Origin of the sequence: Pseudodesulfovibrio cashew (genome assembly GCF_009762795.1) — a bacterium.
Classification (GTDB): Bacteria; Desulfobacterota; Desulfovibrionia; order Desulfovibrionales; family Desulfovibrionaceae; genus Pseudodesulfovibrio; species Pseudodesulfovibrio cashew.
Genome location: NZ_CP046400.1, coordinates 15,058 through 32,429, shown reverse-complemented (window position 1 = coordinate 32,429; position 17,372 = coordinate 15,058). Strand labels below are relative to the sequence as shown.

Annotated in this window: 22 protein-coding genes; 6 read left to right on the top strand and 16 right to left on the bottom strand. The window is 61.6% G+C overall.

Annotation, left to right across the window (positions count from 1 at the left end; all coding sequences use genetic code 11):
- Positions 1-13 precede the first annotated feature (13 nt).
- From GM415_RS00195 to argB, 3 genes are all read right to left on the bottom strand, one after another.
- Positions 14-1,255 (bottom strand): molybdopterin molybdotransferase MoeA, encoded by a 1,242-nt coding sequence (locus GM415_RS00195; RefSeq protein ID WP_158945602.1) that lies wholly within the window; start codon positions 1,253-1,255, stop codon positions 14-16.
- A gap of 73 nt (positions 1,256-1,328) precedes the next feature.
- The gene (locus GM415_RS00190) at positions 1,329-1,730 is read right to left on the bottom strand and encodes a bacteriohemerythrin (RefSeq protein WP_158945600.1); all 402 of its coding nucleotides are present in this window, start codon (positions 1,728-1,730) and stop codon (positions 1,329-1,331) included.
- Between the two features lie 60 nt (positions 1,731-1,790).
- Positions 1,791-2,693 carry an acetylglutamate kinase gene (gene argB / locus GM415_RS00185; protein ID WP_158950650.1) on the bottom strand — a complete coding sequence of 301 codons (903 nt, stop codon included), beginning with the start codon at positions 2,691-2,693 and terminating at the stop codon, positions 1,791-1,793.
- 379 nt (positions 2,694-3,072) lie between these two features.
- Here argB and GM415_RS00180 point away from each other — a divergent pair, with 379 nt between their 5' ends.
- A complete protein-coding gene (locus tag GM415_RS00180) occupies positions 3,073-4,266 on the top strand; it encodes a molybdate transporter family protein (protein WP_158945592.1) in 1,194 nt (397 codons plus the stop codon).
- Between the two features lie 100 nt (positions 4,267-4,366).
- Entirely contained in the window at positions 4,367-5,215 is an 849-nt protein-coding gene (locus GM415_RS00175; RefSeq protein WP_158945590.1) for an amino acid kinase family protein, read from the top strand.
- Between the two features lie 220 nt (positions 5,216-5,435).
- Here the strand turns inward: GM415_RS00175 and GM415_RS00170 are convergent, their stop codons facing one another.
- Positions 5,436-5,648 carry a hypothetical protein gene (locus GM415_RS00170; RefSeq protein WP_158945588.1) on the bottom strand — a complete coding sequence of 71 codons (213 nt, stop codon included), beginning with the start codon at positions 5,646-5,648 and terminating at the stop codon, positions 5,436-5,438.
- Positions 5,649-5,737: 89 nt separating this feature from the next.
- Between GM415_RS00170 and GM415_RS00165 the strand changes: the two genes are divergently transcribed.
- Positions 5,738-6,088, top strand: a complete 351-nt coding sequence (locus GM415_RS00165) for a helix-turn-helix transcriptional regulator (RefSeq protein WP_158945586.1) — start codon at positions 5,738-5,740, stop codon at positions 6,086-6,088.
- Positions 6,089-6,135: 47 nt separating this feature from the next.
- On the opposite strand, the gene GM415_RS17935 is transcribed toward GM415_RS00165, so the two are convergent.
- From GM415_RS17935 to GM415_RS00150, 4 genes are all read right to left on the bottom strand, one after another.
- Complete coding sequence (locus tag GM415_RS17935) at positions 6,136-6,282, bottom strand: hypothetical protein (protein ID WP_199244313.1); 147 nt, start codon at positions 6,280-6,282, stop codon at positions 6,136-6,138.
- A gap of 129 nt (positions 6,283-6,411) precedes the next feature.
- Positions 6,412-7,590: an MFS transporter gene (locus GM415_RS00160; protein ID WP_158945584.1), complete on the bottom strand. Its 1,179-nt coding sequence runs from the start codon at positions 7,588-7,590 to the stop codon at positions 6,412-6,414.
- Between the two features lie 12 nt (positions 7,591-7,602).
- Entirely contained in the window at positions 7,603-8,763 is a 1,161-nt protein-coding gene (gene proB, locus GM415_RS00155) for a glutamate 5-kinase (protein ID WP_158950648.1), read from the bottom strand.
- A gap of 50 nt (positions 8,764-8,813) precedes the next feature.
- The gene (locus GM415_RS00150) at positions 8,814-9,713 is read right to left on the bottom strand and encodes a LysR substrate-binding domain-containing protein (RefSeq protein ID WP_242012297.1); all 900 of its coding nucleotides are present in this window, start codon (positions 9,711-9,713) and stop codon (positions 8,814-8,816) included.
- Between the two features lie 90 nt (positions 9,714-9,803).
- On the opposite strand from GM415_RS00150, the gene GM415_RS00145 reads away from it, so the two are divergent.
- Complete coding sequence (locus GM415_RS00145) at positions 9,804-10,193, top strand: carboxymuconolactone decarboxylase family protein (protein ID WP_158945582.1); 390 nt, start codon at positions 9,804-9,806, stop codon at positions 10,191-10,193.
- 226 nt (positions 10,194-10,419) lie between these two features.
- Positions 10,420-12,186 (top strand): hypothetical protein, encoded by a 1,767-nt coding sequence (locus GM415_RS00140; RefSeq protein WP_158945580.1) that lies wholly within the window; start codon positions 10,420-10,422, stop codon positions 12,184-12,186.
- Between the two features lie 21 nt (positions 12,187-12,207).
- Here GM415_RS00140 and obgE read toward each other — a convergent pair whose 3' ends face one another.
- From obgE to rplU, 3 genes are all read right to left on the bottom strand, one after another.
- Positions 12,208-13,266: a GTPase ObgE gene (gene obgE, locus GM415_RS00135; RefSeq protein WP_158945578.1), complete on the bottom strand. Its 1,059-nt coding sequence runs from the start codon at positions 13,264-13,266 to the stop codon at positions 12,208-12,210.
- 107 nt (positions 13,267-13,373) lie between these two features.
- Entirely contained in the window at positions 13,374-13,643 is a 270-nt protein-coding gene (gene rpmA, locus GM415_RS00130; protein ID WP_158945576.1) for a 50S ribosomal protein L27, read from the bottom strand.
- A 20-nt stretch (positions 13,644-13,663) separates the two neighbouring features.
- Positions 13,664-13,975 (bottom strand): 50S ribosomal protein L21, encoded by a 312-nt coding sequence (gene rplU, locus GM415_RS00125; protein ID WP_158945574.1) that lies wholly within the window; start codon positions 13,973-13,975, stop codon positions 13,664-13,666.
- Positions 13,976-14,113: 138 nt separating this feature from the next.
- Between rplU and GM415_RS00120 the strand changes: the two genes are divergently transcribed.
- Entirely contained in the window at positions 14,114-14,527 is a 414-nt protein-coding gene (locus GM415_RS00120; RefSeq protein ID WP_158945572.1) for a hypothetical protein, read from the top strand.
- A 4-nt stretch (positions 14,528-14,531) separates the two neighbouring features.
- Here GM415_RS00120 and GM415_RS00115 read toward each other — a convergent pair whose 3' ends face one another.
- Genes GM415_RS00115 through GM415_RS00095 form a run of 5 tightly spaced genes read right to left on the bottom strand, consistent with a single transcriptional unit; the run spans position 14,532 to position 17,249 of the window.
- Positions 14,532-15,251 (bottom strand): ComF family protein, encoded by a 720-nt coding sequence (locus GM415_RS00115; RefSeq protein ID WP_158945570.1) that lies wholly within the window; start codon positions 15,249-15,251, stop codon positions 14,532-14,534.
- 5 nt (positions 15,252-15,256) lie between these two features.
- On the bottom strand, positions 15,257-15,859 hold the full coding sequence (locus GM415_RS00110; protein WP_158945568.1) for a flavodoxin family protein: 603 nt from the start codon (positions 15,857-15,859) through the stop codon (positions 15,257-15,259).
- 2 nt (positions 15,860-15,861) lie between these two features.
- Positions 15,862-16,053: a hypothetical protein gene (locus tag GM415_RS00105; protein ID WP_158945566.1), complete on the bottom strand. Its 192-nt coding sequence runs from the start codon at positions 16,051-16,053 to the stop codon at positions 15,862-15,864.
- A 51-nt stretch (positions 16,054-16,104) separates the two neighbouring features.
- A complete protein-coding gene (locus tag GM415_RS00100) occupies positions 16,105-16,725 on the bottom strand; it encodes an MBL fold metallo-hydrolase (RefSeq protein ID WP_158945564.1) in 621 nt (206 codons plus the stop codon).
- A 2-nt stretch (positions 16,726-16,727) separates the two neighbouring features.
- Complete coding sequence (locus tag GM415_RS00095) at positions 16,728-17,249, bottom strand: nitroreductase family protein (RefSeq protein ID WP_158945562.1); 522 nt, start codon at positions 17,247-17,249, stop codon at positions 16,728-16,730.
- Between the last annotated feature and the right edge of the window lie 123 nt (positions 17,250-17,372).

The following is a 17,372-nucleotide window of genomic DNA, read 5'->3' as shown; positions in this document are numbered from 1 at the left end:
TGATATCGTTTTGTTAAATGATCCATACATCAATCAGCTGTCCTTCGTAGAGTCCTTCCGAATCCGCCGGAATGGGGGCTAACCCTTGTGCCTGGATCATGGTCCGCAGCAGGCCTGACTTACCCAGCACCGGGTGGGCCAGGGGTGGTTGGCCGGATTGCTCTTCAAGGCGGATACGAACGTAGTCCTCGCGGCCTGGTTTGGAGGGGACGTTGCGTGCCAGTTCGGCCTTGCGCAGGCAGCGGCGGGTGGGATCAAAGGCGGCCGCGTCGCCCTGCATGTGGCGGACCAGGGGCAGCACGAGCACATGCATGACCACCAGGGCCGAGGTCACCTGGCCCGGCAGGCCCATAACCGGTTTGCCTTTGGCGCGCCCGAGGATGGTCGGCTTGCCAGGGCTCAGCGCCACGCCGTGGGCCAGAATTTCCGAGCCCTCCATGGTCTCCACTGCCTGGACGGTGAGGTCGCGCACGCCGATGGAACTGCCGCCGGACAGGAGCACGAGATCGTTCTCGTCGATGGCCCTGTCGAGGGCTTGGCTCAGGCTCTCCAGATCGTCCTTGACGATACCGTAGGGTGTGGGCACGCCACCGGCGGCTTCCACCAGTGCGGCCACGGTGTGGGTGTTCACATCGCGGACCTGGCCAGGCACCGGGGTCTCATGTACCTCGATGAGTTCGTCGCCCGTGGACAGAATGCCTACCCGGGGACGGCGGAAAAGTGAGAGTTCATCATAGCCGAGAGCTGCGGCCAGACCGATTTCCTGCGGCCTGATGACGGTCCCGGCGGGCAGGGCCGTCCTGCCTTCCCGGGCATCTTCGCCGCGTTGCATGACGTTCTCGCCGGGGGCCACGGATTTGCGGATTTCCACTGTGGTGCCGTCCATCTCCTGGGTGTGTTCGATCATGACCACGGCGTCGGTGCCCTCGGGCAGGACGCCGCCAGTGGCGATACGTGCGCATTCGCCCGGCGGGATGGTCATGTCCGGCATCTCGTTGATGGACAGGTGGGCCGTGCATTCCAGGTAGCCGGGGTTGGATTCCCCCGCTCCGAACACGTCACGGGCGTTGACCGCGTAGCCGTCCATACAGGAGCGGTTGGTAAGGGGCCAGTCATGGGCAGGGGTGAGGCCGTCGGCGAGAACTCGGCCCGCAGCCTGCGAAAGGGGAACGGTTTGCGCCTCCAGGGGCGGGAAGTCCTTGAGCAGCGTCTCGAATTCGGCGCGACTGATGATGGTGAAAAATCCGTGGCTCATAGTGGGGTATCCTTGCTGTTTGCGCGTCACGCTACAGCAGGCGGGGGCTCTGGGCAAGCCGTTTGGCGCGTGTTTATCCCTGCGCGTCGGCGTAGCGCTTGAGGGCTACATCCTCCTTCAGAACATGGCTGAATATCCAGGCCTCCAGGAAGTCCGCCGCACCCTCTGCGGGGATGGACTCTCCGTTCTCCAGAAGTTTGGACAGGGCCGTGGCTCGGGCCGAGAGCAGGGCGTGCTCGGCCGCATGCGCTCGCGCTTTGGGATAGCCGATGTCCTGCATGTACGTCTCTTCTTCGTCAAAGTGGAAAAAACAGTACTCCCGCAGCCTGGTCAGTATGTCGCGCAACACGGTCTGCCCTTCGCCGCGCTCGATTCCCGCCACCAGATCGTTGGCAAGGGCGAACAGCGCCTTGTGCTGCTCATCAATCTCCGGGAGTCCTACGCTCAGGTCGTCGGTCCATTCAATGCGTGTCATGGCGATTCCGTGTCGTCGGGGGTTGCTTGTTCCGTCTTGTCGATGTGGGCCGATGCGTCGCTAGTATGGGTCGTGATACGTCTCGCTGCCCTGGATCACTTCGGTTCCGATGCCTGACTTGGTGAACAGTTCCAGGAGGATACAGTTCTCCACTCGGCCGTCGATGATGGCCGCCTTTTCCACCACGCCCACGGCCTCGATGCAGCACTTGATCTTGGGGATCATGCCACCGGTGATGATCCCGGAGTCGATGCACTCGAAGGCTTCCTTGTGGGTCAGGCTGGTGATCAGCCTGCCGTCCTTGTCCAGCAGCCCTGCCACGTCGGTGAGCAGGTAGAGGCGCTTGGCCCCCAGGGCGGCGGCCACTGCTCCGGCAACCGAGTCGGCGTTGATATTGTAGGTGTCGCCGTTTTCGTCCACGCCCACGGGCGCGATGACCGGGATGAAGTTTTCTGCCACCAGTGAGCGGATCAGGGCGGTGTTCACGGACTTGACCTCGCCCACCTTGCCCAGGTCGATGATCTCGGGCGGGGCGTTCTTCTTTTCGATGGAGAGTTCCTTGGGCTCGGCCTTTATCAGCATGCCGTCCTTGCCGGACAGGCCCACGGCGTTGCCGCCGTTGAGATTGATCAGGTTGACGATCTCCTTGTTGACCTTGCCAACCAGGACCATCTCCACCACGTCCATGGTGGCGTCATCGGTGACCCTGTATCCTTCGCGGAAGTGGGATTCGATGTTCAGTGCCTTGAGCATGTTGCCGATCTGCGGCCCGCCGCCGTGTACGATGACCGGGTTCAAGCCGATGTACTTGAGCAGGATGACGTTGAGGGCGAAGGCGCGCTTGAGCTCCTCGTCGATCATGGCGTTGCCGCCGTATTTGATGACGATGGTCTTGCCGTAGAAATCGGTGATGAACGGCAGGGTCTCGATGATGGACTTGGCCTGGTGCTGGTACCGGGCCATGTCCCGCTTGCTGATGGACTCTTTTTTCACAATGCGCTCCTCAAGTATTGGGCGGAAGCCCGGAATCGGTGGCGAATTCTCCTAGAAACCCGGGGGGAAGTCAATGGGGCCTCAGTAAAATGGGTGAGGCCGTGTCGTCTGTTCGGGAGCTGTCGTTCCAGGGTATCTATGGAAATTGGCCGGGTTCGCCTTTCGCATTATCGTGCAGAAATAGCTTGTCCAGATTTCATCAATGGATAAGCAATATTTTTTCAATGAAAAGTTGTGTTGCAACATGCCGTGATAGTGGTGAAAGTAATTCAAATTTTTTAAATATCATTGTCGGCATCCTGCAAATGAGGGTATGGATGAAGACACAACATCAAGCCAGGATGTACACATGCGCATGCGCTTCGACAGGATGGAATGGGCCGGTTCCCTTGGCGACCTTGGCACGCTGCTGCCGCTTTCCTTCGCCTTGATCATGATCAACGGGCTGTCCGCCACCGGACTGTTCCTGTCCGTTGGGCTCATGTACGTGATCGGCGGGCTCTATTACGGCATCCCCATCGCGGTACAGCCAATGAAGGTGGTCTCAGCCTATGCCGTGGGCATGGCCCTGTCCGCCCAGGTGGTCACGGCCTCGGGCATGCTGCTGGCCGTGCTTCTGCTCGTGCTCGGCGCCACCGGGCTGGTGGACTTCGTGGCCCGGGTCGTTCCCAGGGCGGTTGTGCGCGGCGTGCAGCTCTCCACCGGTGTGCTGCTGTTGTCCAAGGGCGTGCGCATGGTCATCGGCACCAGTCCCTTCCAGACCATGCAGGGCGCGGCAGAGCCGTTTTTGGCCATCTCTTCCATCGGGCCGGTGCCCATGTCCCTGATCTTCGGCTTGGGGTTCGCGGTCGTGGCCCTGTTGCTGCTCAACTCCAAGCGCTATCCCGCCGGACTGGTGGTCGTGGGCTTCGGAGCCGTGGCCGGGGCGCTCTTTGGAGCGTGGCGCGAATTGGGCGGGGTGGACCTCGGGTTCCATCTGCCGGAAATCCTGCCCTTTGGTTTCCCCACGGGTGCTGATTTCTCCTTTGCGCTCTTCGCCCTGGTTCTGCCGCAGGTCTCCATGACGGTGGGCAACGCGGTCATTGCCTACCGGGACCTGAGCAATGAATATTTCGGCAAGGAAAGCCTCAAGGTCACGGACCGCGCCGTGTGCATCTCCATGGGACTGGCCAACGTGTTCTCGGCGCTGGTGGGCGGCATGCCCATGTGTCACGGCGCGGGCGGGCTGGCCGCGCACTACCGCTTCGGGGCCCGGACCAACGGAGCCAACCTGATCATCGGGGCGGCCTTCATCGTTCTGGCCATTCTTTTCGGGCCGGGCTCGGTCAACGCGCTGCACCTCCTGCCCATGGGGGTGCTTGGCGTGTTGCTGATCTTTTCGGGCATCCAGCTCGCCCTGACGGTCCGGGATATGCGGGCGCGCACGGACCTGTTCATCATCGTGGTCATGCTCGGCATCACCCTGACCGCCAATCTGGCCTGGGCCTTCGGCGTGGGCATCGCGTTGTGGCATCTTTTCAGGAAGCTGAATCTAACGGCGTAGACGCGGGTCCGATTCCATGTGATTATACCTTTGCCTTTTACGGAAGAGTCGGTATTATCCCGGGAAAGAAAATAACCCCCGACAATGCAAGGAGAATTCAATGGGTAAGTTGATAAGGGAGAAGGATGAAAAAGGCCGTTTGCACATAGACACTCCGTTGCTGGGGGAGTCCCTGGTGGATAAGAACCTGTTGAAGCGGACGGAGGCTGGGGAGTATTTCCGCATGCAGCCGGACGTCAATGTGCTCAAGATCGGCGGGCAGTCCATCATGGACCGGGGTGCCAAAGCGCTTTTCCCGATCCTGGAAGAGCTGGTCAAGGCCAAGGAAAAGCATAAAATTCTTCTTATGTGCGGCGGCGGCACGCGAGCCCGTCACGTCTACAACATCGGCGTTGACCTGGGCATGCCCACGGGCGTCCTCTCCAAGCTGGGCGACAAGGTTTCGGCTCAGAACGCCGAGATGCTCTCCGTCCTGCTGGCCAAGCACGGCGGAGCCATGATCGGTCACGGCGACCACCTGGAGCAGCTGCACATGTACTGCCAGCTCGGCTACCTGCCTATCACCACCGGCGTGCCGCCCTACGGCTTTTTCGAGCATCCGGCCGAACTGGGTTCCATTCCGCCCCACCGGACCGACTGCGGCGCATGTCTCCTGGCCGAGAACATCGGCGCCAAATCGCTTATCTATCTCAAGGATGAGAAGGGGCTGTACGAGAGCGATCCCAAGAAGGGCGACCGTGACACCCTGAAGTTTATCGACAAGATCCACGTGGACGAACTGCTCAAGATGGACCTCAACGACCTCATCGTGGAGCGTCCGGTCCTGACCTTCCTCAAGAACGCCAAGACCCTCAAGTCGTTCCAGATCATCGACGTCCTGCGCCACCCCGAACACCTGCACGCCGCCCTTGACGGCGAGCATGTGGGGACCATCGTCTACAAGGACTAGGCGAGAAAATATTCCGTGGTCGGTAGCCCCCCCCAGCGGGGCGGCCAGCCGCCGGAGAAGAACAAATGACAAGGCCGGAAGCCCACCGCTTCCGGCCTTTCTCAGTGAGGAGAGGCGCTGTGCGCCTCATGAAAGCCTCCGGTCGGGACGGCGGCGCGGGAGACGCCGTTATTCCGCCCGTTTCCAGGGGCCATCGGATCAATGTTGCTATGCAGAGGGGCTAGCAGCCCTTCTTCTTGCCTTCCTTGCCCTCGCCGTCGCGCTCAAGATAAACAATCTCGGCGCCGGTGTGGGCCTCCAGGGCCTTGAGTTCGCATTGACGAATACGCTTGGCGTAGATCTTCAGATCGCCGCCCTGCACTCCAACCACGCGATAGCGCGGCCGCTTGGTGCCTTCCTCGGACCGGTTGCGTTCACGAACGAATATCTTCATAATGCCTCCTTGTTAGTGCCTTTAAGGATCGTTGTCTGGTTTGTATATATATCCTTAAAGCACATATAGTCAATATGGGAGTATTATAAATGTCGAAAAAAGTGGGCAGCTCCAAGCCGCAACGCTATGTGCAGCCGTCATTGCTGATGGCGTTGAGTGCTGGAAAATCATATGGTTATGAACTGATTCAGACTATCGGCGAGTACGGATTTCTCCGTGGGGACGCGCCTCCGGGCATGGTTTACCGCCACCTTCGTCAGATGGATGACGAAGGATTGGTGGTCTCCAGTTGGGACGCCGAGGGCGACGGTCCGGCCAAGCGGATCTATTCCATAACCGATGAGGGGCGGGAGATTCTGGAAGCGTGGGTCATGCACATGGAGCGTCAGCGCGACGCCCTGGATTCTTTTATCAAGCGGTATCGCGGCGAAGACGCATAGCGGCTTCGGGCGTGCGTTTGCGCTGTCTGGCGGCCCGTCTCGGCGGTTCAGGCCAGGACGAGGCGGTAGAGGAACCGCTCGTAGCAGCCGGACACGATCCGGGCGGCCCTGTCGGCCAGGCCCAGGGAGCGCAGCCTGCAATAGACATGCAGCGGATTGCAGTGATGTTGAAAGCGGGAACGTAATCCTGTCATGGCGACCTTTCCTGTTGCCTTTCTTATCGGCCGAAAAGGGAAAGGGCATTAGCTTTCGGAGCTGGAAAAGTCCTGTCGGACGAGACCTGCGCGCTTCGTTTTCAGCACGTCTCGCTGTGGGGAGATCGACTACGCCGGGTCTTTGTGCTCGATATTGTCGATGGAGAACAGGGCCAGGCCACAGATGACCGCGGCACAGGCCAGGCCCGAGAGGAAAACCGCGCGCATGCCGAACAGGGCGTAGATGCCGCCGGTGAGCATGGGCGCCAGGGTCTGGGCGAGTCGGAGCAGCAGGCCGTTGGCGGCCATGAACGCACCGCGTTGTTCCATTGGGGCGATGGTGGTCAGCATTGTCATGACCGTGGGGATGTTCAGCCCCTGGGCCAGGCCGAAGCAGATGACCGGCGGAACCGTGTGCCACAGGCCGGGTGCGCTGGGCATGAGCAGCATGGACAGGCCGTAGAATACGCCTGCCGCCGCCAGCAGGGTGCGCTGGCCGAGGAGTCCGGCGAGCCTGCCGAGCTGGAACGAGGCCAGGCCGGTGAAGCCCGAAGCGATGAGAAAGACCAGGCCGATGGTGGCCGAGTTGGCCTCGAACCGGGTGTGCAGCAGGATGGGCAGATAGGTGACGATGGGGCCGTAGAGGATCATGAACGTCATCAGGGTGGTGGCGAACAGGGCCATGGCCTGTCGTGTCTTCATCCTGGTGAGCGCTTCACTGAAATATTTTCCGAGACTGCCCGTCTTCTTGGGTTCCGGGTTGTCCATGAACGCAATGATGGCAAGGCCGAGCGGCAGGGCCAGCAGAGGCAGGATGAACGGGTAGTTCCACCCCAGCAGGGCAAGCACGCCGCCCACGGCCGGGAAGCCCGCCGTGCCCATGGCAAGCACGCTGGCGTTGTAGCCCATGGCCTGGGCGCGTTCCCGGCCTTCGTACAGGTCGCCGACGATGGTGGCGTAGAGCACGCCCAGCGGACCGGCCCCCATGCCCTGAATGAAGCGCAGGACCAGGAGCTGCTCCAGGGTATCGGCAAAGAAGCAGGCGAAGCCAGCTATGCCGAACAGGAACAGGGACGGCACCAGGATGACCTTGCGCCCCATGCGGTCGGCCAGCACCCCCACCAGCGGGGAGACCAGGATGCCTGGCAGGGTGAAGACCGAAATGATCATGCCGATCTGCACCGGCGAGATATTCAGCCCCTTCATGATGCCGGGCAGGGCCGGGATGATGGAGGAGACTCCGAGGACGGCCATCAGGGTGATGCCGAAGACGTATTGCAGATTCTTATCTAGATAGAGTTTTCGCAAAATGGATTCCGGTTAGATCGCGGCGTCCAGGAGCATGTTGTCGCGGTGAATCGCCTCGTCAAAGGAGGTGGGGCCGATAATGTCTGCCAGTTCGGAGGTGCGCCTGCCTTTGACGCGTTCCAGCTCGTTGGAGGAAAAATTGGTCAGGCCCACGCCCAGCTCTTCGCCGTCCGGGTCCTTGATGAAGACCAGTGCGCCGCGGTCGAAGCACCCCTCCACCGCGCTAATGCCGATGGGGAGCAGGGATTTGCCCTTGGTCAGCAGGGCATTGGCCGCACCCTTGTCCACCATGATGGAGCCCGACGGGTCGTCGTGGTAGGCGAGCCAGAATTTCTTGCTGGAAACGGTCTTGGATTCGGGCAGGACCAGGGTGCCGCGTTCCGCGCCGTCAAGGGCGGCCGGAATGTCGAACGCGCCCTTGCCCGAGACGATCAGGGTGGGCACGCCCAGCTGGGCCGCCCGACGGGCCGCACGCAGTTTGGAATACATGCCGCCCGTGCCCACGTTGGTCTTGCCGTCGCACATGGCTTCGATGTCCAGGGAGGCTATGTCCTCGATGACCGGGATGGCCCGCGCGTCAGGGTTGCTTTCCGGGTTTCTGTCGAATACGCCGTCTGCGCTGGTCAGGTTGACGAACAGGTCTGCGCCGGTCAGGCCCAAACACATGGCCCCCAGGGTGTCGTTGTCGCCGAACTCCAGCTCGTGGGTGGAGACCGTGTCGTTCTCGTTGATGATGGGGATGGCTCCCCACTCAAGGAGGCGCTCCAGGGTGTTGCGCGCGTTGAGGAAGCGGTCGCGGAATTTAAGCCCGCTGCGGGTCAGCAGGACCTGGGCCGTGACCTTGCCGTGCTTGGCGAAGGCCTCGTCATAATCATGCATGAGCCGACCCTGGCCTATGGCCGAGGCGGCCTGGCGCGAGGCCATGTCGCCGTATTCCTTGTTGCACTGCCTGGTGCGTTCGCAGATGCGTTGCCGCCCGGCGGCCACCGCGCCGGAAGAGACCAGCACCACGTCGATGTTCCGGTCCCGCAGGGCGGAGAGCTGGGTCGCCAAACGGTCGATGGCGTCCGGGTTCAACCCCTCTCCTGTGGTCAGCACGGCGCTGCCCACCTTGATCACCACTCGGCGAATATCTTTCAGGAATGCGCTCCTGTTCACATCGGATTGCGTCATGGTCGGCACGGTACAGCAACTCCCTGTACGCTGGCAAGAAGCGCGTGGCGTCAAGCGGATTTTTCTCGGCCGGAATCCGTGTCCAGGCTGCGCAGAAAGGCGTCCCGAACAGGCGAGATCGATTTGGGCGGATAGACCGCGTGCAGCTCAAGCGGCGGGATGTTCCCATCAAACCGGATGAAGCGGACGCCCCGTCTACCTGTATCGGCAGTGGATTCCGGCACCGGGGCGATTCCGTGCCCTGCAGCGGCAAGGGCCACGGCGGTGTGCTTGGTGGCCGCTTCCTGGGCCACGAAGAGGCGTGCGCCGGAGTCGGCCAGGCTGGCGGCCCAGGCGTCGTACAGTATGGGGTTCTGGCGGCGGGCGAAGAGGATCATGGGCTCGCCGTCCAGGTCCGCAGGAGTCACAGACTGACGTCCGGCCAGGGGGTGGTCTCCGGGTACGGCCAGCACGTATCGCTCCCGGTGGTAGACTTCGCATCGCAGGTCGGAGGCGTCGTGTCCGACGAGCCTGACCATGCCAAGGTCCAGGTCTCCCGACCGGAGGCTGTCCAGTTGCGCCGCCGTGGGCAGTTCGTGCAGTTCCAGGGCCACGTTCTCGTGCTTCCGGCGGAAGTTTCGAATGTCTGCGGACAGGGGGCCGTCGATGGCCGGACCCACGAAGCCGATCCGTAGTCTTCCGGTGCGTCCCGCGCCAACATCCTTTACCCGCTGTCGGGCGATTTCCAGGTTGGCCAGGATACGCCGGGCCTCCTCCAGCAGACATTCTCCTGCCGGGGTCAGGCGAACCGTGCGCCGATCTCGCACGAGCAGAACGGTCTCCAATTCTTCCTCCAAAGCGGCAATCTGCTGGGAAAGCGGTGGTTGGGTCATATGCAGGGCCTCGGCAGCCCTGCGGAAATTGAGTCGCTCTGCCACGGCCACGAAATAGCGCAGTTTTCTGGTGTCCATAATTGATATGTAAATCATGTCACAAAAGAAGAAAAGCAATATTGGACGAATCATAGAGGGCGGTCTAGACAAGGGAAAAAGGAGGTTGTCATGAACAACGAACGGTATGAACGCGGATTGGCGAAGCTGCGAGAGGTGGACGGCGAGTTGGGCGAGGAAGTGGTGGCGGCCATAGAGGAGGTTGCCCCCGGCGCAGGACGGCTTCTGCTGGAGTTCCCCTTTGGCGACGTCTACTCCAGGCCCGGCCTTGGTCTCAAGGAGCGGGAGTTGGTGACCATCGCCGCCATGGCCGCCATGGGGACCTGCACACCGCAACTGCGGGTGCACGTCAACGGCGCGCTCAACGTGGGCTGGACCCGCGAGGAGGTAGTGGAGGCGTTTGTCCAGTTGACCGTCTATGCGGGGTTTCCGGCTGCCCTCAATGCGCTCTTTCTGGCCAAGGAGGTCTTTGCCGAGCGCGATGCGGCGGGAAAGGCATAGACACGTATGGTCCCTCCCGAATTTGGTTATGATTCCAAGTTTGGTCCGGTGGTGCACAGTTGCGCCATCGGACCACTGTGTCGATGGAGTTTTTAGCCGGACTGGGGAATACAAAGTATTGAGGAAATATATAGGTAGTATAAAGATTCTTTGCATTATGCCGATCAAGACGTCATGCGGCGTGCCGCGCCGCGAAACGGTACGTCAACTTCCTCAGGAGACCGGCATGGTTCAACCGATCGATTCCGCCACGTTACAAACCGCATCCTCTCCGGCAATCCGGGCTGCTTCCCCATCCGATTCGTCCGTCGTGGACACTGATACCGTCACCATCAGCGAGGAGGCGCAGCAGAAACTCCGCGCCTCCTTTGCCAACCAGGCTATGCTGCAGGCCGCCGAGGATCGGGCCGGGCAGGAGGAAGACGGGGGCACCGCCTGGAAGCTCTCCTCCGGCATGAAGAGCGGCGAATACACCCTGAAGAACGGCAATACGCAGGTGGTGTCCATCGAGGACGGCAAGCTGAGCATCGAGGAGTTCAAGGACGGGCGGCTGGTCAAGTCGGTAAAGGGGAGTATTTCGGACAGCGGCGCGGTTCTGGACACGGAATTCTACGACAAGTCGGGCGAGGTTGTTCAGTCGGTTCATACGGAGATTTTGGAGTTGCGCGGCAGGGGAGGCTGGTCCTCCGCGTCCATGCGGCGCGACGTTCAGTGGTTCAAGGACGGCAGACTCACGGGCGACATGCGGGACGAGATGCTGCTCGACTCCTGGAACAGCAACGGAGGCGCGGACAACGTGGATCGGGAGGAGCGGATCAACGCGCTCCTGAACCGGGGCGTCAAGGCCGTGTCCAGCGACGTGGGCAGCCTGGCCAGCCAGGTGACTCTGGAGAAACACATCGCCACTTACCATGCGGACATCCGTGAGTACGGGGACAACCAGAAGGTGCGGCGGGACATCGTTCTGGATCATGAGGGACGCTACAAGCAGCTCTCCAACAGGGGACAAAAGGTCGGCGACATGGAGGAGCTGACCACCCGCGAGTTGGAGCACGACACCAAACTTTCCATCGAGATTCGCGACTACGACGAGGACGGCGAGTTGGTGCGCAGCGCCGCTCTGGGCGACCGGCAGAAGGACAAGGCAGACACCTCTGATGACGGCAAGCAGGACCAGTCGGTAGAGGTCTCCTGGTACAACGAGGGCGAGCTGGTCCGGCGCGGATACGGCTCCATGACCCTGCGCGAGACCGCCCATTCGGGGCTCGCTTCACGCCCCGGCCTGTTGGAGACACTGGGATTGTCCGAGGCGCAATACGTGAGCGAGGAACCGCAGCCAGCGGCTGACCTGTTGAATGCCAACCTGATGGAGAGCTCAGCGGAGCCCGAATTCTTCATGGCGGGACTGCGCCGCCATATTTCGGCCGGAGATTACAGCGACGCCGAGGGCATCGCCGATAACGGCAGCCCGGATAAACCCTACGATATTTCGTGGACCGACGAGCTGTACAGCGAAGGGGATCTGGTCATGCGCAAAAAAGACACGCAGTCGGCGCGCAAGGCGGACTACCTCCACCATGAGCGGGCTCTGGAATTTCACACGGCGCGCGGCCTCACGGAAAACGATTCCCCGGTGGTTCTGCGGAAAACCGGGCATGAGGTGGAGCGGTATGAGAATGGGCGGGTGCGTTCAAGGCAAAGTGCGGAGTCCCGCGAATCCATGAAAATGCGACTGGATGAACCGGACCGGCTGACCACCCATTCGGTGTTCTCCAACGAAGAGGACGGCCAAAGCTCCACCACCGTGATCACGGCTGACGGCGGACTGGCGGGCGCGGACGTCGATCCTGACGCCGCTGCCAGGGGCTTGGCCAACGAGGCGGAACTGACGCTCCATGGCCTGTTTGAGACCATCTGCGAAATGAGCGGGGAGGAGACGCCGAAAGGGACCTCGGCCCGTATTCGGCTTGATCTCCATAAACGCTGGAGCTAGGCGTGTCGATAATTGAACGGCCTAATCGCTCGGGGATTCTTTCCGGGCCGCTTCCTCGTCATTGAGTTTGACCAATTGGCGCCACATGGCGTCCAGGAGTTCGTCCACGCCTTCGCCGGTCAGGGCGGAGACGAAGTAGATTTTCTCTCCCGTGGACTCCACCGTGGCCTTGAGCTCGGCCAGTTCGTCGGAGGTGAGGGTGTCGATCTTGTTGATGGCCCTGATCTGAATCTTTTCTCCCAAGTCGGCGCTGTATTCGCGCAGCTCCTGAGTGAGCATCTCGTAGCCGTCCAGCGGGTCCTCGCGGTTGAGGTCCTCCACGGCCAGGAGGTGGACCAGGAAACGAGTTCGCTCCACGTGTTTGAGGAACTGGATGCCCAGTCCTCTGCCTTCGTGCGCGCCCTCGATCAGGCCGGGGATATCTGCGATGACCATGCGCTCGTAGTCGTCGTTTTCGATGACGCCGAGGTTGGGCACCAGGGTGGTGAAGGGGTAGGCCGCGATCTTGGGCCGGGCAGCCGAGACCTGGGAGATGAACGTGGACTTGCCCGCCGAGGGCAGCCCGAGCAGGCCGACGTCGGCCAGGATCTTCAACTCCAGGCGGATGCGCTTCTCCTCACCGGGGAAGCCGGGCTCGGCGTAGCGCGGAGTGCGGTTGGTGGACGACTTGAAGTGCAGGTTGCCGCGTCCTCCCTTGCCGCCCTGACAGATGACCATTTCGGTGCCATCCTCCACCAGGTCGGTGAGGAGCTCCTCGGTGGTCGTTCCGTCCTCATGTTCGGTGACCTCGAAGACCAGGGTGCCTACGGGCAGATCCACGTAGAGATCGTCTGCGGCCTTGCCGTAGCGGTCGCGGCCCATGCCCCCCTCGCCGTTCCTGGCGAAGTAGTGGCGGTGCAGCCGGAAGTCGTAGAGGCTCATCAGGCGGTTGGTGGCGCGGAAAACCACGTCGCCGCCCTTGCCGCCGTCGCCGCCGTCAGGGCCGCCCTTGGGCACGTTGGCCTCGCGTCGCAGGCTGGCGCAGCCGTTGCCGCCCTTGCCTGAACGCACCGTGATGATCGCTTCATCCACAAATCGCATGGTGTCCCCCTGGCCCGTGGCCGGAGAAAATTCAATACGCAAAAAACGGGCAGGAGGCGCTACCTAGAGCGTCTCCTGCCCGGAGAAAATGCGAGTTCTTCCGAAGGCTAGGCTTCGGCGGGAAGAACGAGCACGCGGGTCTTGACGACCTTGTTGCGGCTGTACTTCTCGAACTTGACGATGCCGTCGCGCAGGGCGAACAAGGTGTAGTCCTTGCCCGTGCCGACGCCTTCTCCGGCATGAAAGGTGGAACCGACCTGACGGACGATGATGTTGCCGGCAACCACTTCCTGGCCGCCGAAGCGCTTCACGCCACGTCTTTGACCTGCACTGTCGCGTCCGTTTCTGGAACTACCGCCAGCTTTCTTATGAGCCATTGTATCCTCCCTTCCGGCAACTAGGCCGTGATGGATTTGACTTTGATGGAAGTATAGTCCTGGCGGTGGCCCTGGGTCTTGCGGGCGTCCTTCTTGGACAGCTTGTGGAAGACAATGATCTTCTCGCCGCGGGAGTGTCCCAGGACTTCGCAGTCGACCTTGGCACCGTCGACATAGGGGGCACCAATCTTGGTGTCGCCGTCCTTGTCAACCAGGAGCACGGAATCGATGCTCAACGCGTCGCCGGCATCGGCTTTCAGCAAATCTACTTTGAGTTCAAGACCTTCTTCAACGCGGTACTGCTTCCCGCCGGTCTCGATGATAGCAAACATAATAGAAACCTCCAGTTCGTAAGAGGAGGCAACCTAGCCGCAACTCGGCCGGGAAGTCAAGCCCCTTGTGATCTTTTTTTATATTTTTTGCATGCGGGCGCAAGCTCTGTTATGCCCCCCTGCAACCGAGGAAGGATAATGAGGAAAATACTGCTTCTGTCAAGTCTGTTTTTGTGTCTGCTCAGTCTGGGCTGCTCCGCCCACTCGTCCCGGCATGCCAATCCGCACCGCATCCAGGGCTGCCGCCTGTTCCCTTGCGGCGGCGAGGCCGACTATCCGGACATGGTCATCAACTACGAGATCGTGCGCGAGACAACCACCGATTACATCATCACCGGAACGGCCACGCTCCTGAATGGACCGCGCGACAGGGAGATCGAACTGGCCCTGCTCGACTTCGGGCTGACCCGCGAGGGGACGGTCTTCGACAGCTACTCCGTGCCCATGATCGGCAGGGACCTGCGCACTCCGCTCCGGTTCAAGCACCGGTTTACGCCCGAGAGCGAGTTCGACGGCGTGCTTTTCGATTGGGATATTCACTTCACGGACTAATGGTCTACCCCATGGCCCGAGCCAGGACCAGGATTTCCACTCCAGCGGCCCCGGCGCGGCGGAGCGTTTCCGCGCACTCGCGCAGAGTCGCTCCGGTGGTGTAGACGTCGTCCACCAGCAGCACGCGTCTGCCTTTTATCCGCTCTGGGGCGGCGGCGAAGGCCTTCTTGATGTTTTCCTTGCGCTCGGACAGGCCAAGGGTGGTCTGTGGCCGGGTGTTGCGGATGCGCGTCAGGGCGTGCGTTTCCACCGGACGGTCCAGGCGGCGGGATAGGATGCGGCTCAATTCCGCGCTCTGATTGAAGCCGCGCCAGAGCAACCGCTTGCGGTGCAGAGGGACCGGGACTATCAGGTCCGGCGCGGCATCGGGCACGTCGGGATAGGCCGCCGAGGCCATGTCCGCCAGGAGCTTCGAGTGGTGCAGGCCCCCCCGGAATTTGTAATCCAGAATGAGGTCGCGCAGGAGTCCTGCGTAGGGGCCGTGGAAGCGCAGCGCCTCCCAGGGCGGCGGCGAGGTTCTGCACTGGCCGCAAGGGGAGGGCGGTTCGTCCTCATCGCCGTAGATTTCGCCGCAACGGGGGCAGTAGCCGCCCGTGCGTGGAGACAGCTGCTCTGCGCAGGTCGCACACAGGCCGCCGTTTTCATCCGTAAGTACGCCGCAGACGCCGCAGCGGGTGGACGTCAGCCGCGCCCTTGTCAGAAACCGCTGCAGAAAATGGAGCATGGCGCTTACGAGACTTCGGTCCAGGCGCGTCTGCCCATCTCGAGGATCTCGTTTTCAAATCCGTTCTTGCGGACCAGATCGCCGGGATGGTCCACACCCATGACGCCGAGGGGTTCGGCCAGGGTCAGGTTGAAGTTGCGCACGAAATAGGAAAGGGTCAGGCGCGCGCCTTCGAAGAGCTTGTCGCCCGAGGGGCGCCCTGCCACCAGCACGGCGTGGGCGGTGCGTGCGGGCAGGTCCGCCATCCAGGGCTCCTGGTCGTTCCAGGCCCGCCAGAACTGCTGACCCCGATCGATCCACGTCTTGAGCATGGATGGCAGGTGGTAGAAATAGATGGGCGAGGCGAAGAGGACGGTCCGCGCCGTGAACAGGGGCTCGAACAGGCTCCAGGCCTGATCGTTGTGACCCAGGACACACCGTTCCGGGCCTTCGTAGTCCGAGGCGTCGTCGCAGAATCCGCAGGCCAGACAGGGGAGGATTATGGCTTCCCGCACGGTCTTGATCACCGGGGTGCCCCCGGCCTCCCGGATGCCCCGGGCCAACAGCTCGGCGGCCCGGTCCGTGTTGCCGCCTTTGCGGTGACTGCCCGCGTATATCACAGCGTCCATTGTCAGTCCTCTTTGTCGAACAAAGGTTTTTTCCTGGTCATGACGGCCAGGACGTGATCGCCGCGTTCCTCGAAAGCGAACTCCCAGTCAGGGAAAATATGTTTCTGATGCTGGACCTGGGCTTCACCCTTGGTCGACACCAGCGCCTCGATGCGGTCCGTCTTGCCGAGACGGAGGTACCAACCTACCTCCATGCCTACGCCTCAACACTTGTCCCTGATGTCGATTGTGATCGGTTGAGCCATTTAGAATCCTGTAAAAAACGGGTTGTGCAGTTTTTCATCGCCCGCCGTTGTCTCGGGCCCGTGTCCCGAGAGCAGCAGGGTTTCGGGCGGCAGGTCGAAGATGTGATTGATGACCGACCCCCTGAGGATGCCCATGTCGCCGCCGGGAAAGTCCGTGCGGCCGATGGAGCGGTAGAAGATCAGGTCGCCCACGAAGGCCGCGCCGGCTTCCGGGAAATAGTATGTCAGGCTGCCCTGGGAGTGCCCGGGGGTAAGGAACACGGTGCAGGCGAAGCCCGCGAAGGAGTGCTCGCCCGGTTCGATGGTCTCGGGCGTATACTCGTCCACCATGGGCAGTCCGAAAGTCCCGCCTTTCCCGAGCTCGCTCTCCAGCAGGTAGAGGTCCTCCTGTGAACAGAGGATCGGCGCGCCCGTGGCGTCGGCCATGGCCTTGTTGCCGTAGGTGTGGTCGAAGTGCAGATGGGTGTTCAGGATGTGGGTCACGGTCAACCCCTTGTCCTTCAGGTAGGCCAGGACCTCGGCGGGGTCGCCGCCCGGGTCCACGACCACGGCCTCCTTGTCTCCGGACAGCACGTAGCAGTTGGTCTGGAGCGGGCCGAGGTGAAAGGTCTTGATTTCCATGCTCAGAATTCCTCCAGCAGCAGTTCGGACAGCTCCTTGCGGTTGGAGCTTCCCTTCTGGTCGGGATGGCCCAGGGCCAGGACGGCCTGGAGTTCGTAGGTGGCTTCGTCCAGGCCGAGAGCACCAAGGGATGCGGCCTGGTCGTTGACTATCTGGCCGAGCCAGACCGCGCCCAGATCCAGCGCGTGGATGGCCAGGAGCATATTCTGGATGCAGGCTCCGGCGCCCTGGTGGTCCTTCATCTCGTTGTACATGGCTTCTTTTTCCAGCAGTACGCAGATGCAGGCTGCGGAGGCCCGCACGATATGGGAGTACTTGGTGCATTCCGCCAGTTTTTCGTGCCGGGGATCGTCCCTGGTTACGACCAGAAAACGCCAGGGCTGGTTGTTCAGCCCGCTGGGAGCCCAGCGGCCGGCTTCGAGGATGGCGGCGATCTCTTCCCGCGATACCGGCTCGTCCGTGTACTTTCGGATGGAGCGGCGCGAGAGGAGTGCCTGGAAAACTGGATTGTCGTCAAACGGCATAACGGTGTTCTCCTTCTAATGACTTCATGGTATTAGCCTACTCGCAAGGTACGGGCAAGTTCTTGTGACCTTTTCGCTTCGGCATGGGTATAGTTTTATAAAGCAGATATGAGTCGCGCTCCA

What these genes read in the sequence shown, in the direction of transcription:
- GM415_RS00165 (WP_158945586.1), top strand. Translation starts at nt 5,738, where the DNA reads ATGTCGAAAAAAGTGGGCAGCTCCAAGCCGCAACGCTATGTGCAGCCG.
- GM415_RS00145 (WP_158945582.1), top strand. Translation starts at nt 9,804, where the DNA reads ATGAACAACGAACGGTATGAACGCGGATTGGCGAAGCTGCGAGAGGTG.
- obgE (WP_158945578.1), bottom strand. Translation starts at nt 13,266, where the DNA reads ATGCGATTTGTGGATGAAGCGATCATCACGGTGCGTTCAGGCAAGGGC.
- GM415_RS00120 (WP_158945572.1), top strand. Translation starts at nt 14,114, where the DNA reads ATGAGGAAAATACTGCTTCTGTCAAGTCTGTTTTTGTGTCTGCTCAGT.
- rpmA (WP_158945576.1), bottom strand. Translation starts at nt 13,643, where the DNA reads ATGGCTCATAAGAAAGCTGGCGGTAGTTCCAGAAACGGACGCGACAGT.
- GM415_RS00190 (WP_158945600.1), bottom strand. Translation starts at nt 1,730, where the DNA reads ATGACACGCATTGAATGGACCGACGACCTGAGCGTAGGACTCCCGGAG.
- GM415_RS17935 (WP_199244313.1), bottom strand. Translation starts at nt 6,282, where the DNA reads ATGACAGGATTACGTTCCCGCTTTCAACATCACTGCAATCCGCTGCAT.
- GM415_RS00180 (WP_158945592.1), top strand. Translation starts at nt 3,073, where the DNA reads ATGCGCATGCGCTTCGACAGGATGGAATGGGCCGGTTCCCTTGGCGAC.
- GM415_RS00105 (WP_158945566.1), bottom strand. Translation starts at nt 16,053, where the DNA reads ATGGAGGTAGGTTGGTACCTCCGTCTCGGCAAGACGGACCGCATCGAG.
- GM415_RS00100 (WP_158945564.1), bottom strand. Translation starts at nt 16,725, where the DNA reads ATGGAAATCAAGACCTTTCACCTCGGCCCGCTCCAGACCAACTGCTAC.
- rplU (WP_158945574.1), bottom strand. Translation starts at nt 13,975, where the DNA reads ATGTTTGCTATCATCGAGACCGGCGGGAAGCAGTACCGCGTTGAAGAA.
- GM415_RS00150 (WP_242012297.1), bottom strand. Translation starts at nt 9,713, where the DNA reads ATGGACACCAGAAAACTGCGCTATTTCGTGGCCGTGGCAGAGCGACTC.
- argB (WP_158950650.1), bottom strand. Translation starts at nt 2,693, where the DNA reads ATGGCCCGGTACCAGCACCAGGCCAAGTCCATCATCGAGACCCTGCCG.
- GM415_RS00175 (WP_158945590.1), top strand. Translation starts at nt 4,367, where the DNA reads ATGGGTAAGTTGATAAGGGAGAAGGATGAAAAAGGCCGTTTGCACATA.
- GM415_RS00140 (WP_158945580.1), top strand. Translation starts at nt 10,420, where the DNA reads ATGGTTCAACCGATCGATTCCGCCACGTTACAAACCGCATCCTCTCCG.
- GM415_RS00195 (WP_158945602.1), bottom strand. Translation starts at nt 1,255, where the DNA reads ATGAGCCACGGATTTTTCACCATCATCAGTCGCGCCGAATTCGAGACG.
- GM415_RS00095 (WP_158945562.1), bottom strand. Translation starts at nt 17,249, where the DNA reads ATGCCGTTTGACGACAATCCAGTTTTCCAGGCACTCCTCTCGCGCCGC.
- GM415_RS00115 (WP_158945570.1), bottom strand. Translation starts at nt 15,251, where the DNA reads ATGCTCCATTTTCTGCAGCGGTTTCTGACAAGGGCGCGGCTGACGTCC.
- proB (WP_158950648.1), bottom strand. Translation starts at nt 8,763, where the DNA reads ATGACGCAATCCGATGTGAACAGGAGCGCATTCCTGAAAGATATTCGC.
- GM415_RS00170 (WP_158945588.1), bottom strand. Translation starts at nt 5,648, where the DNA reads ATGAAGATATTCGTTCGTGAACGCAACCGGTCCGAGGAAGGCACCAAG.
- GM415_RS00110 (WP_158945568.1), bottom strand. Translation starts at nt 15,859, where the DNA reads ATGGACGCTGTGATATACGCGGGCAGTCACCGCAAAGGCGGCAACACG.